We start from the raw sequence: 15,334 nt of genomic DNA, 5'->3' as shown, positions 1-15,334 counted from the left end.
CATCAGTCCAACCAGACATAGCCCGCGAGCCGCCCGGTGGTGCGGTCCCGTCGGTACGAGAAGTGGTCGTCCGACTCCAGCGTGCACACCGGCGACTGCTCCCGGTCGCACACCCCGAGCCGTTCCAGTTGCGCGTGCACTCCGGCGGTCACATCGACAGCGGGAGTGCCCCAACCGGTCTCGGCGAACGCCGCCGGCTCGACGGCGGCGACTTCGGCGCGCATCGCGTCCGGCACTTCGTAGCACCGGCCGCAGACCGCGGGTCCGGTGCGGGCGACGATCCGGGCGGGCTCGGCGCCGAGTTCCACCATGGCCCGTACGGTCGCGGGGACGACCCCCGCGACCATCCCGGGCCGTCCCGCGTGGGCCGCGGCCACGATCCCGGCGACCGGGTCGGCGAGCAGGACCGGGGTGCAGTCCGCGGTGAGGACGGCGAGCGCGAGGCCTCGCCGTGCGGTGACGATCGCGTCGACGGAGGGGATCTCCGAGGAGCCCCACGGTCCGTCGACGACGGCCACGTCCGGTCCGTGCACCTGCTTCATCCAGACCACCTCGGCCGGATCCAGTCCGAGCGACTTGGCGGCCAGTTCACGATTGGTCCGTACGGCGTCGGGGTCGTCGCCGACCGCTCCGCCGAGGTTGAGCTCCTCGTACGGAACGGCGCTCACCCCGCCCCACCGGTCGGTGAAGGCGAAGTGCGCGCCGCTCACGGTGCTCGTTTCGGAGCGCTGTCCTATCACTTCAGGAAGTCCGGCACGTCCAGCTCCTCGGCCGCGCTGTCCGAGTAGGAGCGGGACGGCGGGACCGGCGGAGAGACCGGGATCTCGCTCACCGGCTCCGGAGCGGGGGCCGGGGCCTCCTTCGGCGTGACGCTGCCGAGGGAGCCGAAGGACGGACGGCTCTCGGCGGCCCGTACCGGCGCGGGCTCCTCGCGCTGCTTTGCGGCCGTGGAACCGAGGATGTTGTCCCGCTTGGCCGGCGGCTGACCGCCGTCGAAGCCGGCGGCGATGACGGTGACCCGCACCTCGTCCCCGAGCGCGTCGTCGATGACCGCGCCGAAGATGATGTTGGCCTCGGGGTGCGCCGCCTCGCTGACCAGCTGGGCGGCCTCGTTGATCTCGAACAGGCCGAGGTCGGAGCCGCCGGAGATGGAGAGCAGGACGCCCCGGGCGCCGTCGATGGAGGCCTCCAGGAGCGGCGAGGAGATCGCCATCTCGGCCGCCGCCACCGCGCGGTCGTCGCCGCGGGCCGAGCCGATGCCCATGAGCGCCGAACCCGCCTCGGACATCACGGACTTGACGTCGGCGAAGTCGAGGTTGATCAGACCGGGTGTGGTGATGAGGTCGGTGATGCCCTGAACACCGGAGAGCAGGACCTGGTCCGCCGACTTGAACGCGTCGAGGACGGAGACCTGGCGGTCCGAGATGGACAGCAGCCGGTCGTTCGGGATGACGATGAGGGTGTCGACCTCTTCGCGGAGTTCCGCGATGCCGTCCTCGGCCTGGTTGGCGCGGCGCCGTCCCTCGAAGGTGAACGGACGCGTGACCACGCCGATGGTGAGGGCGCCGAGCGAGCGGGCGATGTTGGCCACGACGGGCGCGCCGCCGGTGCCGGTGCCGCCGCCCTCGCCGGCCGTCACGAAGACCATGTCGGCCCCCTTGAGGACCTCCTCGATCTCCTCGCGGTGGTCCTCGGCCGCCTTGCGGCCGACGGCCGGGTTGGCTCCGGCGCCGAGTCCGCGGGTGAGTTCGCGGCCGACGTCGAGCTTGACGTCGGCGTCGCTCATCAACAGAGCTTGCGCGTCCGTGTTGATGGCGATGAACTCGACGCCCTTGAGACCGACCTCGATCATCCGGTTGATGGCATTGACACCACCGCCGCCGACACCGATGACTTTGATGACTGCGAGGTAGTTCTGCGGTGCTGCCACGTCGAAGGCCTCTCGCCTCGAGTTACGTGTCGTCGCCTCGCACGATCGCGATCCGACGACTGATGCCGAATGGGACGGTCCGAACGCCGACCCGAACCCTAACGCTGAAGTTTAGGGTTACCAGTGTGTCTGTTCCTTGGACTCTTCCGAACAGGACACTAAGTCGACAAGTGGCGCACGTTCAACGAACACGCCGAACCTCCCGTTTTTCTTTTCACCCTATGTGATCAGGCGTAGCGCTGCCCAACCAGGGTGCTGGCCTGCGCAGATGTGCGTCAACTCCCCGATGACGCAGGGGCCGTGGGGGCGCTGACGTCGAAGTACCTGGCCCCTGGAGCTGCTTTCATGAGAGCGATGAGCGTCCTGGCCTTCGCACGGCCCTTCTCGCCGCTCCCCCACTCGACGGTGCGGCCACCGCTCAACTCCAGCGAGATGGAGTCGTACGAACGGACCTTGACGACCTGGGTGTCGCGGGCGACGGCGCCCGGAATGTTCGCGGCCACCCCCACCGCCTCGCGCACCAGCCGGTCGACCGGGAAGCGGCGCAGCCCGGCCGCGTCGGACTTCCCCGACACCGCCAATTCCAGCGTGGGCACCCCCTTCGGGGCGGCCGAAACCGTCGCGAATCGCACACCCTTGGCGTCCACTTCGATGTACTTGGCGCCGTTTCCGGAGTTTTTGAGAATGAGGACCGGGGTACGTTCGGTCACTTTCAGCACGATTCCGTGCGGCCAGGATCGGACGACATCAACCGCGTCAATTCGGGGCAATTTCCGAAGCAATCGCGCCTCAATGGCATCGATGTCGACGGAAATCAGTGGCGATCCGACCGACACCGCGGCCGCTTCGCGCACCTGCTGCTCCGCCAGGACCTGGGTGCCGGAGACCGACACCTTCTCGACCCGCAGCCACTGCGAGCCGTACAGAACCCAGATCGCGGCGGCGCCGGCCAACACCACCGCGATCAAAAGGCTGATGAGCATACGAAGGCGGCGCAGCCGCACGAGACGGGGCGGCCGGGGCCGGCCCGACTCCAGCTTCTGCCGTTCACCGCGGTCGGCGGTCGTCGGTCCGGCCACGCTCCCTGCCTTCCCTCACCTGTGCCTAGTGGTGGCGAGAGGCGATCGCCTCGTACACCATGCCGACGAGCAGGTCGTCGGCGTCCCGGCGGCCGAACTCGCTGGCGGCGCGGGACATCTCGTACAGCCGGTGCGGGTCGGCGAGCACGGGCAGCACATTCTGCTGCACCCACTGGGGTGTCAGTTCCGCGTCGTCGACCAGCAGCCCACCGCCGGCCTTGACCACCGGCTGGGCGTTCAGCCGCTGTTCGCCGTTGCCGATGGGCAGCGGGACGTAGGCGGCGGGCAGCCCGACGGCGGAGAGTTCGGCGACGGTCATCGCGCCCGCGCGGCAGAGCATCATGTCGGCCGCGGCGTACGCGAGGTCCATCCGGTCCACGTACGGTACCGGGATGTACGGGGGCATTCCCGGCATCTGGTGGACCTGCGGCAGTTCGTTCTTCGGGCCGACCGCGTGCAGGATCTGGATACCGGCCTGCTGGAGGTACGGCGCCGCCTGCTGGACGACCTCGTTGAGGCGCCGGGCGCCCTGCGAGCCGCCCGACACCAGCAGGGTCGGCAAGGCGGAGTCCAGACCGAACGCGGCGCGCGCCTCGGGGCGTACGGCGGCCCGGTCGAGGGTGGCGATGGAGCGGCGCAGCGGGATCCCGATGTAGCGGGCGCCCCGGAGCTTGTTGTCCGGGGTCGAGACGGCGACCTGGGCGGCGTACCGCGAGCCGATCTTGTTGGCGAGGCCGGGCCGGGCGTTGGCCTCGTGGATGACGATCGGCACGCCGAGGCGCTTGGCCGCGAGATAGGCGGGCAGCGCGACATAGCCGCCGAAGCCGACGACCGCGTCCGCCTTGGTGCGCTCCAGGATCTGCTCGGCCGCCTTGATCGTGCCGCGCAGCCGCCCGGGGACGGTGATCAGCTCCGGGGTCGGCTTGCGTGGCAGCGGCACGGCGGGGATCAGCGCGAGTTCGTACCCACGCTCGGGTACGAGCCGGGTCTCAAGTCCGCGCTCCGTGCCCAGGGCCGTGATGCCCACACTCGGGTCCTGCCTGCGCAGGGCGTCCGCGAGGGCGAGCGCGGGCTCGATGTGGCCGGCGGTCCCCCCGCCGGCGAGTACGACATGCACCGAAATTCACCGCTCTCCGGACGAACGCGCCGCCGAGGCACGCCGTCGCATCGTGTTCCATCTCCGAGGCCCCGCGGCCCCCGCGGAGCCTCTCACCGCAGCACGCTTTCTGCCAAAGCGGGGTTGCCGCATCGCCAGCGCCGCCCGCGCAGCGGGCTCGTCGCGCGCGAACGCGATCAGCAGCCCGATGGCGAACATGGTCGGCAGCAGGGCGGAGCCCCCGTAGGAGAACAGCGGGAGCGGGACTCCGGCGATCGGCAGCAGACCGAGCACCGCACCGATGTTGATCACGGCCTGGGCCGTGATCCAGGTGGTCACGCCTCCCGCGGCATACCTCACGAAGGGGTCCTCCGTGCGTCCGGCCACGCGGATACCCGCATAGCCTAGAGCCGCGAAGAGGGCGAGCACCGACAGCGTCCCCGCGAGGCCCAGTTCCTCCCCGGTGATGGCGAAGATGAAGTCGGTGTGCGCTTCGGGAAGTTGGCCCCATTTCTCCACACTGGCACCCAGGCCGGATCCGAACAGTCCGCCGGAGGCCAGGGCGTAGATGCCGTGCACGGCCTGCCAGCAGGAGTCGTTCGGGCCGGGCTCGGTGGCGCCGATGCAGGCGAGCCGGGACATCCGGTTGGGGCTGGTCTTGATGAGGATGAAGCCGATCGTGAGGGCGACCGACAGCACGCCTCCGAACAGCCGCGTGGGCGCTCCGGCCAGCCACAGCAGCCCGAAGAGGATGGCGGTGAGGATGATCGCCGTACCCATGTCGCCGCCGAGCATGATCAGCCCGAGCAGCAGGAAGGTGACCGGGACAAGTGGCACCAGCATGTGCTTCCACTGCGCCAACATGGCCCTGTCCTGCTTGCGGGCGAGCAGGTCGGCTCCCCAGAGCACGAGCGCGAGCTTGCCGAACTCGCTGGGCTGGATCTGGAACGAGCCGCCGAGGGAGATCCAGTTCTGGTTGCCGTTGACCGCCATCCCTATCCCCGGGACCTGTACGAGGATCATCAGGAAGACGGCGCCGGCCAGGATCGGGTACGCCAGCGCCCGGTGCAGTTTCACCGGTACCCGCATGGCGATCAGGAGCAGCACCGTGCCGATCGAGGCCGCGAGGAACTGTTTGCGGAAGAAGAACGACCCCGGCAGCGACAGCTGCAGCGCGGTGATCATCGAGGCCGAGTAGACCATCACCAGGCCCAGCACGGTGATCAACAGGCTGCTGCCGAAGATCAGATAGTACGCGGTGAGCGGCCGGTCCCAGGCCTTGTGGGCACGGGTGTAGAGCACGCGCAGGGGGTTGTCACGGGGGGACCGGGGCGTGGCGGGCCGTCCGGGGGCACGCCGGACGGGGGGACGGCCTGTGCGGCTATCGGCCATCACCGGCTCCCTCCGGCCCGCCGTGGGAAGGCGTCCCCCAGGGCGATCCACAGGGCGTTGGGGATCCCCAGCATGGCGTCACGCGTCCCTCCCAAGGGTCCCGGGCGCGCCCGGACCGTCCGAGACCCGCCGTCAGGCGCTCGCGTCGAGTGCGCGAACCGCGTCCGCGAAGGCGTCCCCGCGCTTGTTGTAGTTGGCGAACATGTCCATGGAGGCGCAGGCGGGCGCCAGCAACACCGTGTCGCCCGCGTGAGCGAGCCCCCGCGCCTCCCGAACCGCCGCGAGCATCGCCCCAGTGTCGGTCCGGTCGAGGTCGACGACGGGTACTTCCGGCGCGTGTCGCACGAGGGCTTCACGGATCAGCGCACGATCCGCACCGATCAGTACGACCCCCCGAAGTCGCTTGGCCGACTTGGCGACCAGCTCGTCGAAGGTCGCGCCCTTGGCGAGCCCTCCCGCGATCCACACGATGGACTCGTACGCCGCCAAAGAGGCTTCCGCGGCATGTGTGTTGGTCGCCTTGGAGTCGTCGACGTACGCGACCCCGTCCACGTCGGCGACGTGCGCGATGCGGTGGGCGTCCGGCGTGAAGGCCCGCAGTCCGTCCCGTACGGCCGTCGCGGGCACCCCGAAGGCGCGCGCCAGGGCCGCCGCCGCAAGGGCGTTGGCGATGTTGTGCGGGGCGGGCGGGTCGACGTCGGAGACCTGGGCGAGCTCCTGGGCGTTCTTCTGCCGGTTCTCGACGAAGGCGCGGTCGACCAGGAGGCCTTCCACGACGCCGAGTTGGGAGGGTCCGGGCGCGGAGAGCGTGAAGCCGACGGCCCGGCAGCCCTCCTCGACGTCTGCCTCGCGCACCAGGTCCTCGGTGGCCTTGTCGGCGACGTTGTAGACGCAGGCGACCCGATTGCCTTCGTAGACACGGCCCTTGTCGGCGGCGTACGCCTCCATGGAGCCGTGCCAGTCGAGGTGGTCGGGCGCGAGGTTCAGTACGGCCGCGGAGTGCGCGCGCAGTGAGGGCGCCCAGTGCAGCTGGTAGCTCGACAGCTCCACCGCGAGGACGTCGTAGGTCTCCTCGCCCAGCACGGCGTCCAGCAGCGAGACGCCGATGTTGCCGACGGCGGCCGTGCGCAGTCCGGCCGCCGTCAGGATGGAGGCGAGCATCCGGACGGTCGTGGTCTTGCCGTTGGTGCCGGTGACGGCGAGCCAGGGGGCCGGCTCTCTGCCGTCGAGGCCCCTGAGCCGCCAGGCCAGCTCGACGTCGCCCCAGACCGGCACGCCCGCCGCGGCGGCCGCGGCGAACAGTGGTTTGTCCGGCTTCCAGCCGGGCGCGGTGACGATCAGCTCGGTGCCCCCGGGCAGGGTGTCGCCGTCACCGAGGCGCACGGTGACGCCGAGCGCCTCCAGCTCCGCGGCCTGGGCCCGGGAACGCTCGTCGTCGCCGTCGTTGACGACTGTGACGAGCGCGCCGAGCCCGTGCAGGACACGTGCCGCCGGGATCCCGGAGACGCCGAGTCCGGCGACGGTGACGTGCTTGCCCTGGAACTCCGAGGAGGTCACTTCTCGGCCGCCCATCCCGCGTAGAAGATGCCCAGTCCGACAATCACACAGATGCCCTGAATGATCCAGAAGCGGACCACGACCAGGACTTCCGACCAGCCCTTGAGTTCGAAGTGGTGCTGGAGTGGTGCCATCCGGAAGACGCGCTTGCCGGTGAGCCGGAAGGACCCGACCTGGATGACCACCGACATGGTGATCAGGACGAAGAGGCCGCCGAGCAGCGCGACCAGCAGCTCGGTGCGGGAGCAGATCGCGAGGCCGGCCAGCGCGCCGCCCAGGGCCAGCGAACCGGTGTCGCCCATGAAGATCTTCGCGGGCGAGGTGTTCCACCACAGGAAGCCGAGGCAGGCTCCCATCAGCGCGGAGGCGACGATCGCGAGGTCCAGGGGATCTCGTACCTCGTAGCAGGCGGCCGGGTTGGTCAGGGTCTGCGTGTTGGCGCAGGACTCCTGGAACTGCCAGACGCCGATGAACGTGTAGGCGCCGAACACCAGCACGGAGGCGCCGGTGGCGAGGCCGTCCAGACCGTCCGTCAGGTTCACGCCGTTCGACATCGCCAGGATCATGAACAGCGCCCAGACCACGAACAGCACCGGGCCGATGGTCCAGCCGAAGTCCTGGACGAAGGAGAGCTTGGTGGAGGCCGGGGTGTTGCCGCGGTTGTCGGAGAACTGGAGTGCGAGCACCGCGAAGGAGATGCCGACGATCAGCTGTCCGGCCATCTTCGCCTTGGCCCGCAGACCGAGCGAACGCCGCTTGACGATCTTGATGTAGTCGTCCAGGAAGCCGACCAGGCCCATGCCGGCCATCAGGCCGAGCACCAGCAGACCCGAGAAGGTCGGCGCGTAGCCCGTGATCACCTTGGACAGGAAGTACGCGGCGATCGTCGCCAGGATGAAGGCGATACCACCCATGGTCGGCGTACCGCGCTTGTGGTGGTGCTCGCGCGGGCCGTCGTCGCGGATGTACTGGCCGTAGCCCTTGCGGGCCAGCAGCTTGATCAGCAGCGGAGTGCCGATCAAGGTGAGGAAGAGGCCAATGACTCCTGCGAACAGGATCTGCTTCATCATCGGGCAGCAACCTCACCCTCGGCACCGCTGTCGAGCAGCGCCTGCGCCACCCGTTCCAGCCCGACCGACCGGGACGCCTTCACGAGTACGACGTCCCCCGGGCGCAACTCGCTGCGCAACAGGTCGACAGCCGCCTGTGCGTCGGACACGTGCACCGACTCCTCACCCCACGAACCCTCGTTATATGCGCCCAGTTGGAGCCAGGACGCTTCCCTGCCCCCGACCGCGACGAGCTTGCTGACGTTGAGTCGGACGGCGAGCCGCCCGACCGCGTCGTGCTCGGCGAGCGCCTCGTCCCCGAGCTCGGCCATCTGACCGAGCACCGCCCACGTACGACGCCCCTGACCCATGGCCGCGAGTGCCCGCAGGGCGGCTCGCATGGACTCGGGGTTCGCGTTGTAGGCGTCGTTGACGACCGTCACGCCGTCCGGGCGCTCGGTGACCTCCATCCGCCAGCGGGAGAGGGAGCCCGCCTCGGAGAGCGCCACTGCGATCTCGTCTGCGGACATGCCCAGCTCATGGGCGACGGCGGCCGCGGCGAGCGCGTTCGACACGTGATGCTCACCGTACAGGCGCATGGTCACGTCACTGCACCCGGAGGGTGTGTGAAGCCTGAATAGAGGCTGTCCGGCAGCCGTGAGACGCACGTTCTCTGCGCGTACGTCCGCTTCGCCGGACTCTCCGAAGAGGATCACGCGGGCCTTGGTCCGGGACGCCATGGCGCGTACGAGGGGGTCGTCGGCGTTGAGGACCGCGGCACCGTCCTCCGGGAGGCTCTCGACGAGCTCACCCTTCGCCTGTGCAATCTGTTCGCGTCCGCCGAACTCGCCGATGTGGGCGGTCCCGACGTTGAGGACGAGGCCGATCTTCGGAGGGGTGAGGTCCGTGAGGTAGCGGATGTGGCCGAGGCCGCGGGCGCCCATCTCCAGCACGAGGAACCTGGTCTCCTCGGTGGCGCTCAGCGCGGTCAGCGGCAGGCCGATCTCGTTGTTGAACGAGCCCGGCGTGAAGACGGTCGGCGCCTTGCTCCGCAGCACCTGGGCGATCAGGTCCTTGGTGCTGGTCTTGCCCGCGGAGCCGGTGAGGGCCACGAGGGTCGCGCCGAGCCGCTCGACGACATGGCGGGCGAGGGCACCGAGAGCCGTCTGCACGTCCGGCACGACGATCGCGGGGACGCCGACGGGCCGGGAGGCCAGTACGGCGACCGCGCCCGCCTCGACGACGGCCCCGGCGAAGTCGTGGCCGTCCACGCGCTCGCCGGCGAAGGCGACGAAGAGGCTGCCGGACTCCACCTCACGGGAGTCTCTGACGACCGGTCCGGTGACCTGTACCGCCGGATCCGGTATGTCGTACGTCTGCCCGCCGACGACTGCTGCGATCTCGGCGAGAGAGAGGGCGATCACAAGTTCATCCCTGGGTCTTCTGGATAGCTTCGCGAAGCACCTGGCGGTCGTCGAAGGGACGCACCACCCCGGCGATGTCCTGGCCCTGCTCGTGGCCCTTGCCCGCGACCAGCACGGTGTCGCCGGGCCGCGCCCGGGCGACGGCGGCGGCGACGGCGGCGGCCCGGTCCTCGAAGACCTGGACCTCGCCGCGCTCGTGCGCCGGCACCTCGGCGGCGCCCGCGAGCATCGTCGCGAGGATCGCGAGGGGGTCCTCGGAGCGGGGGTTGTCCGATGTCAGTACGGCGATGTCGGCGAACCGGACCGCGGCGGCGCCCATCGGCTTCCGCTTGGTCCGGTCGCGGTCGCCGCCGCAGCCGAGCACGATGAGCAGTCTGCCCTCGGTGACCTTGCGCAGCGCGCGCAGGACCGATTCGACGGCGTCCGTCTTGTGGGCGTAGTCGACGACCGCGAGGTAGGGCTGGCCCGCGTCCACGCGCTCCAGGCGGCCCGGCACGCCCGGGACGGCGGCGATGCCGTCGGCGGCGGTCTGCGGGTCGATCCCGGCGACGGCGAGGGCGACGATCGCGGCGAGGGTGTTCGCCACGTTGAAGGGGCCCGCGAGCGGCGACCTGGCGGTGATCCGCTCGCCCTTGGGGCCGACCGCGACGAAGGCCGAGTCCATGGGACCGACCTCGACGCCCTCGGCGCGCCAGTCGGCGTCCGGGTGGCCCTCGGCGGAGAAGGTGACGACGGGGACGGTGGCCTCCTCGGCCAGCCTGCGCCCGTACTCGTCGTCGAGGTTGACGACGCCGAGTTTGCTGCGTTGCGGTGTGAACAGCTGCGCCTTGGCCCGGAAGTAGTCCTCCATGTCGGAGTGGAACTCCATGTGTTCCGGGCTGAGGTTGTTGAAGACGGCGATGTCGAAGACACAGCCGTCGACCCGGCCGAGGACCAGCGCGTGGCTGGAGACCTCCATCGCGACCGCGTCGACGCCGCGCTCACGCATGACCGCGAACAGCGCCTGAAGGTCGGTGGCTTCGGGGGTGGTGCGCTCCGACTTGATGCGCTCCTCACCGATGCGCATCTCCACCGTGCCGATCAGACCGGTCGAGCGGACCGTCTTCAGACCGCCCTCGACGAGGTACGCCGTGGTGGTCTTCCCGGACGTGCCGGTGATGCCGATCTGCAGCAGGTCGCGGCCGGGGTGGCCATAGATGGTGGCCGCGAGCTCGCCCATCCGGCCGCGCGGGTCGTCGACCACGAGCACCGGCAGGCCGGTGGCGGCCGCGCGGTCGGCGCCGGTCGGGTCGGTCAGCACGGCGACGGCGCCGAGACCGGCCGCCTGCGTCACGAAGTCGGCACCGTGCAGACGGGCGCCGGGCAGCGCGGCGTAGAGGTCGCCCGGGCGCACGGCGCGGGAGTCATGGGTGATGCCCGTGACCTCCGCCGCGCTCCCGGGCGTCTCGGCACCCAGCTGACCGGCGAGTTCCGCCAGGGGTGTGGCGGAGACGTCAACCGGTCGCGGCGGCCCCGGATATGTCACAGGAACGCCCTTCTGGGTGGTTTGGGACTGATCAGCGTGTGGCACGGCGGTGAGCGTACCGGGCGCACCCCCGCCGGAGCGAAGCGAGGGGCGTGGCGGGCCATGGTTCCCGTGATCGGGAGTGATCGTTGTCACGAGCAGGTTCCTGGTCGGTGGTCCGGACGGTGCTGGATTTCCGTCGGTGCTGGTCAGGGCGGTGTGCCGGGCGGATGGGGAGGTGCGGCCGGGGCGGATCGCAGCGTGCGGGTTCAGGGGGTGAAGGTCACGGGCAGATTGGCGGCCCCGGCCCCGGTGGGCGGGATCTGGAGGGTCTTGAGCGCGAACTCCATGACCTGCTTGTAGATGGGTCCGCAGATCTGACCGCCGAAGTAGCTGCCCTTGGTGGCGTTCTGGATCGCGCAGTAGACGGTGATCCGGGGCTTGTCCGCGGGGGCGAAGCCGGCGAACGACGAGGTGTAGCCGTGGTACTTGCCGGTGGCCGGATCCACGCGGTTGGCCGTACCCGTCTTGCCCGCGACCCGGTAGCCGGGGATGCGCGCCTTGGTGCCGGTGCCCTGCTCGTCGTCCACCACGGACTCCAGCATCTGGGCGAGGGTCTTCGCCGTCTTCTCACTCACGACCCTGGTCTTCCCGGGCTCGGCGGCCGGGGTGAAGCGGCCGTCGGGCCCCTTGGTGCCGCGTACCAGCGTCGGCTCGACGCGTACGCCGCCGTTGGCGATCGTCGAGTAGACGGAGGCCGCCTGCATCGCGTTGAGCGACATGCCCTGGCCGAAAGGAATCGTGTACTGCTGCGATGTCGACCACTTGTCGGCGGGCGCGAGGATGCCCTTCGTCTCGCCGGGGAAGTCGAGCCCGCTGTAGCTGCCGATGCCGAACTTGCGCAGATACGAGTAGAGGACCTGGTTCGCCTGCTTCTGCGTCTTGCCGAGCTGGCCGGTCGCCAGGATGGTGCCGATGTTGCTGGACTTGGCGAGCACGCCGTTGAGCGTCAGGTTCCAGGTCGCGTGGTCGATGTCGTCCTGGAAGAGGCGGTCGCCGCGCTGCAGCCGGTTGGGCACGACCACGTGCGTCCCGGGCGTGGCGACGTTCTCCTCCAGCACGGCGGCCATCGACATGATCTTGGCGGTGGAGCCGGGCTCGTAGGCGTCCTGGACGGCGGCGTTGCCCAGGGCCGCCGAGTTGGCCTGGGAGAGGTCGTTGGGATCGAAGCCGGGCGAGTTGGCCATCGCCAGGATCTCGCCGGTGCGGGTGTCCTGCACGATCACGTACCCGCGGTCCGCCCTGGACTCCTTCACCTGCTCGGTGATGGCGTTCTGCGCGGCCCACTGGAGGTCGCGGTTGATGGTCAGCTCGACGTCGGAGCCCGCCACGGCGGGCGTCTCCGTCGACCCCACGGTCGGCACCTGACGGCCGCCGGACTGGGCGTAGCGGATCTTGCCGTCCTTGCCGGAGAGCTCCTTGTTCAGCTCCTGCTCGACTCCGCCGCCGCCCTTGCCGTCGGCGTTGACCCAGCCCAGTATCCCGGCGGCGAGATCGCCGTTCGGGTACACGCGCTTGCTCGCCGGGACCGCGAGGACGCCACCGAGGAAGTTGACCGTGCCCTTGTCGGTCTCCGCCTTGGCCGCGAGCGTGTTCTTCAGGTCCTTGATCTGCTTCCAGACCTGGGGGGTCTGGCGGTGCGCGAGCAGCGTGTAGCGGGTGTTCTTCGTCCGGAGCTTCTGGGCGACGCTGTCCGCGCTCTGGCCGAGGATCGGCCCGAGCAGCGCCGCGGCCTGCTCGGGCGCGTCCGTCGCCTCCGTCGCGGCCTGCGTGAACATCGTCGGGTCGGCCGTGATGTCGTACGCGTCCACACTCGTCGCGAGCTCCACGCCGTCGCGGTCCGTGATTCCGCCGCGGGTGGCGGCCAGGGTGCGGCCGACATACCGGTTCTGCTCGGCCTTGGCGGCGTACGCGCTCGCGTCCACCGCCTGTACCTGGAGCAGCCGTACGACGAAGGCGACCATCACCAGCGTCAGCGCGAGGCTGACCATGCGCAGCCGGGGGCGGGGGCTGCCGAGCCGGAGGGCTTTCGGGCCGCCGGGCCGGGGCGCGCCCGGGCGGCGGGCGGGGCGGGCGCCGGGGCCCGGGCGCTGCCGGCCGCCGGGGCGTACCGGCCTGGCCGGTCCGGGCACACGGCGGCGTGGCGGTTCCCTGTCGGACACTTCCGTCACCTGCCGGGGGTCGAGGAGAGCTGCGCGGACGGGGTGGGGGTGGGCGTCGGGGTGGGAACAGGCGTGGGGGTGGGGGGCTGCGTACTGGGAGCGATCTTGGCGGGCGCGCCGGTGGCCGGGGGCGGGCTCATGGCCTGCGAGGCGGCGACGACCTCCGGCGGGCGCACCACCGTGGTGCGGACGGAGGACTGCCGGGCGGCCGCTCCGGGAACGCCCTTGACGGTGCCGTCCGGGTTCAGGAAGGCCGGGTCGCCGCCCGGGACCATGCCCAGCTCGCGGGCGCGGAGCTGGAGGGCGTCGGGCGCGGAGTAGGCGTCCACGTCCCGCTGCAGCGCCTGCTCCTCGTCGGTGAGGCTCTTGGTGTCCTTCTGCAGGTCGTCGAGGCGGAACGAGCCTTCGCTCAGTGCGGAGTTCAGCACGAGGAGGCCGATCAGACCGCCGCCGAGCAGGAGCACGACGAGCAGGACGAAGGGGGTGCGGGCGGCGTGGCCCCCGCCGGCGGGGAGCAGCCGGGCCAGCCGGGCCGCCCGTCCCCTGAGTTCGGGTTTCCTGCTCACAGGCCCTCCCTGCGGGTTTGCTTTCCCAACTCGCACACGCGCCGCGGGGTCGGATTCCCCACCCGGGATCGCGTCGTGCGTCTGCCGTCCGGACGCACGGGCGCGCCGTGCGTCCGCAGTCGTGACTCGCGGGCACCGGCGGCGAGTCCGGGTTTCCCACTCACTCGCTCTCCCCCTCCCGTCGTCTCACTCGGCGTCCTCACGGATGCGCTGCGCGCCACGCAGCCGCGCGGGAGCCGCGCGCCGGTTCTCGGCGACCTCTTCTTCGGTGGGAAGTTCGGCACCGCGGGTGAGCAGCTTGAGCCGGGGCTGGTAACGCTCGGGCACGACCGGCAGACCGGGCGGCGCGGTGGTGGTGGCGCCGGCCGCGAACACCTGCTTGACCAGCCGGTCCTCCAGCGAGTGGTACGACAGGACGGCGATCCGGCCGCCGACGGCGAGCGTCTTCACGGCCGCGGGAATCGCCCGCTCCAGGACGCCGAGTTCTCCGTTGACCTCGATGCGCAGCGCCTGGAAGGTGCGCTTGGCGGGGTTGCCGCCGGTGCGCTTGGCGGCCTGCGGCAGGGCGTCACGGATCAGCTCGACCAGCCGTGCGCTGTTGCTGAAGGGCTCCTTGTCGCGTTCGCGCACGACGGCGGAGACGATCCGCTTGGCCTGCTTCTCCTCGCCGTAGGCGCGCAGGATCCGCACCAGTTCGCCCGCCGGGTAGGTGTTGAGCACCTCGGCCGCGCTGATGCCGGTCGTCTGGTCCATCCGCATGTCGAGCGGGGCGTCCTGGGCGTAGGCGAACCCCCGGTCGGCCTCGTCGAGTTGCATGGAGGAGACGCCCAGGTCGAACAGCACGCCCTGGACGCGCGGGATGCCGAGGCGGTCGAGCACGTCGGGCAGTTCGTCGTAGACCGCGTGCACGAGGGTGGCGCGGTCTCCGAAGGGGGCGAGCCGCTCTCCGGAGAGGCGCAGCGCCTCCTTGTCGCGGTCGAGGGCGACGAGGCGCGCCTCGGGGAACCGCGTCAGCAGTGCCTCGCTGTGACCGCCGAGTCCCAGGGTGCAGTCGACGACCACGGCGCCCGGCCCGGTGAGGGCAGGGGCCAACATGTCCAGGCACCGCTGGAGCATCACCGGGACGTGTCGACTGTGGCTCAAGGGGCCCTCTCAGGTCCGGCGCGGCCGTACGCACCACCGGGTCCCCACCCGCTCCAGAAGGGGAGGCCTGCCGGCGCCGGGTGAGTGGCGTCAGCCGACCGGGAGCGGGAGGAGGCCGAGCCGTACGTACGCGCCGCGCACGCGGGGGAAGACGCCGGAAAATCGCCGGGTCTCCGGGGGAAAACAGTCCAGCAGGGAGAGTCTCGCCTCCCGCTTCGCGTCACTTTAGTCCACGGTGTCTCGCGGTCAATCAACCGGCATGCGCGTCGCGGACCACTCCTCGACGAACCCCCGGACGACGCCATGAATCAGCAAAAATCATCCGTCCGGACGGTCTGGGACCGCCCATGTGGGTTACCTCACAACAAGACA

Annotated in this window: 12 protein-coding genes; all 12 read right to left on the bottom strand. The window is 70.6% G+C overall.

Translation table 11 applies throughout. From position 1 onward, the window contains the following. Nucleotides 1-2 precede the first annotated feature (2 nt). The 12 genes from pgeF to rsmH all read right to left on the bottom strand — a co-directional run bounded on the left by pgeF (nucleotide 3) and on the right by rsmH (nucleotide 14,962). A complete protein-coding gene (gene pgeF / locus RV986_RS38195) occupies nucleotides 3-740 on the bottom strand; it encodes a peptidoglycan editing factor PgeF (RefSeq protein WP_475921746.1) in 738 nt (245 codons plus the stop codon). Beyond that, the gene (gene ftsZ / locus RV986_RS38190; RefSeq protein WP_475921745.1) at nucleotides 737-1,930 is read right to left on the bottom strand and encodes a cell division protein FtsZ; all 1,194 of its coding nucleotides are present in this window, start codon (nucleotides 1,928-1,930) and stop codon (nucleotides 737-739) included. Before ftsZ ends, pgeF begins: the two co-directional genes overlap by 4 nt. Before the next feature lie 275 nt (nucleotides 1,931-2,205). After that, entirely contained in the window at nucleotides 2,206-3,009 is an 804-nt protein-coding gene (locus RV986_RS38185; RefSeq protein WP_475921744.1) for a cell division protein FtsQ/DivIB, read from the bottom strand. Between the two features lie 25 nt (nucleotides 3,010-3,034). Continuing rightward, nucleotides 3,035-4,126, bottom strand: a complete 1,092-nt coding sequence (gene murG, locus RV986_RS38180; RefSeq protein WP_475921743.1) for an undecaprenyldiphospho-muramoylpentapeptide beta-N-acetylglucosaminyltransferase — start codon at nucleotides 4,124-4,126, stop codon at nucleotides 3,035-3,037. A 6-nt stretch (nucleotides 4,127-4,132) separates the two neighbouring features. Next, nucleotides 4,133-5,497 (bottom strand): putative lipid II flippase FtsW, encoded by a 1,365-nt coding sequence (gene ftsW / locus RV986_RS38175; RefSeq protein WP_475921742.1) that lies wholly within the window; start codon nucleotides 5,495-5,497, stop codon nucleotides 4,133-4,135. Nucleotides 5,498-5,629: 132 nt separating this feature from the next. Continuing rightward, entirely contained in the window at nucleotides 5,630-7,069 is a 1,440-nt protein-coding gene (gene murD, locus RV986_RS38170) for a UDP-N-acetylmuramoyl-L-alanine--D-glutamate ligase (RefSeq protein WP_475921741.1), read from the bottom strand. Beyond that, a complete protein-coding gene (gene mraY / locus RV986_RS38165; protein ID WP_475921740.1) occupies nucleotides 7,051-8,124 on the bottom strand; it encodes a phospho-N-acetylmuramoyl-pentapeptide-transferase in 1,074 nt (357 codons plus the stop codon). Before mraY ends, murD begins: the two co-directional genes overlap by 19 nt. Continuing rightward, nucleotides 8,121-9,527 carry a UDP-N-acetylmuramoyl-tripeptide--D-alanyl-D-alanine ligase gene (locus RV986_RS38160; protein WP_475921739.1) on the bottom strand — a complete coding sequence of 469 codons (1,407 nt, stop codon included), beginning with the start codon at nucleotides 9,525-9,527 and terminating at the stop codon, nucleotides 8,121-8,123. Before RV986_RS38160 ends, mraY begins: the two co-directional genes overlap by 4 nt. Before the next feature lie 4 nt (nucleotides 9,528-9,531). Next, complete coding sequence (locus RV986_RS38155; protein WP_475921738.1) at nucleotides 9,532-11,187, bottom strand: UDP-N-acetylmuramoyl-L-alanyl-D-glutamate--2,6-diaminopimelate ligase; 1,656 nt, start codon at nucleotides 11,185-11,187, stop codon at nucleotides 9,532-9,534. Between the two features lie 113 nt (nucleotides 11,188-11,300). Next, on the bottom strand, nucleotides 11,301-13,253 hold the full coding sequence (locus tag RV986_RS38150) for a peptidoglycan D,D-transpeptidase FtsI family protein (protein WP_475921737.1): 1,953 nt from the start codon (nucleotides 13,251-13,253) through the stop codon (nucleotides 11,301-11,303). 5 nt (nucleotides 13,254-13,258) lie between these two features. Further along, nucleotides 13,259-13,819 carry a cell division protein FtsL gene (gene ftsL / locus RV986_RS38145; RefSeq protein WP_475921736.1) on the bottom strand — a complete coding sequence of 187 codons (561 nt, stop codon included), beginning with the start codon at nucleotides 13,817-13,819 and terminating at the stop codon, nucleotides 13,259-13,261. Nucleotides 13,820-14,005: 186 nt separating this feature from the next. Next, complete coding sequence (gene rsmH / locus RV986_RS38140; protein ID WP_475921735.1) at nucleotides 14,006-14,962, bottom strand: 16S rRNA (cytosine(1402)-N(4))-methyltransferase RsmH; 957 nt, start codon at nucleotides 14,960-14,962, stop codon at nucleotides 14,006-14,008. Nucleotides 14,963-15,334 lie beyond the last annotated feature (372 nt).

This window comes from Streptomyces sp. RLA012 (assembly GCF_056270325.1).
Note: the sequence above shows the minus strand (reverse complement) of the source record. Positions and strands in the feature narration are given on the sequence as shown.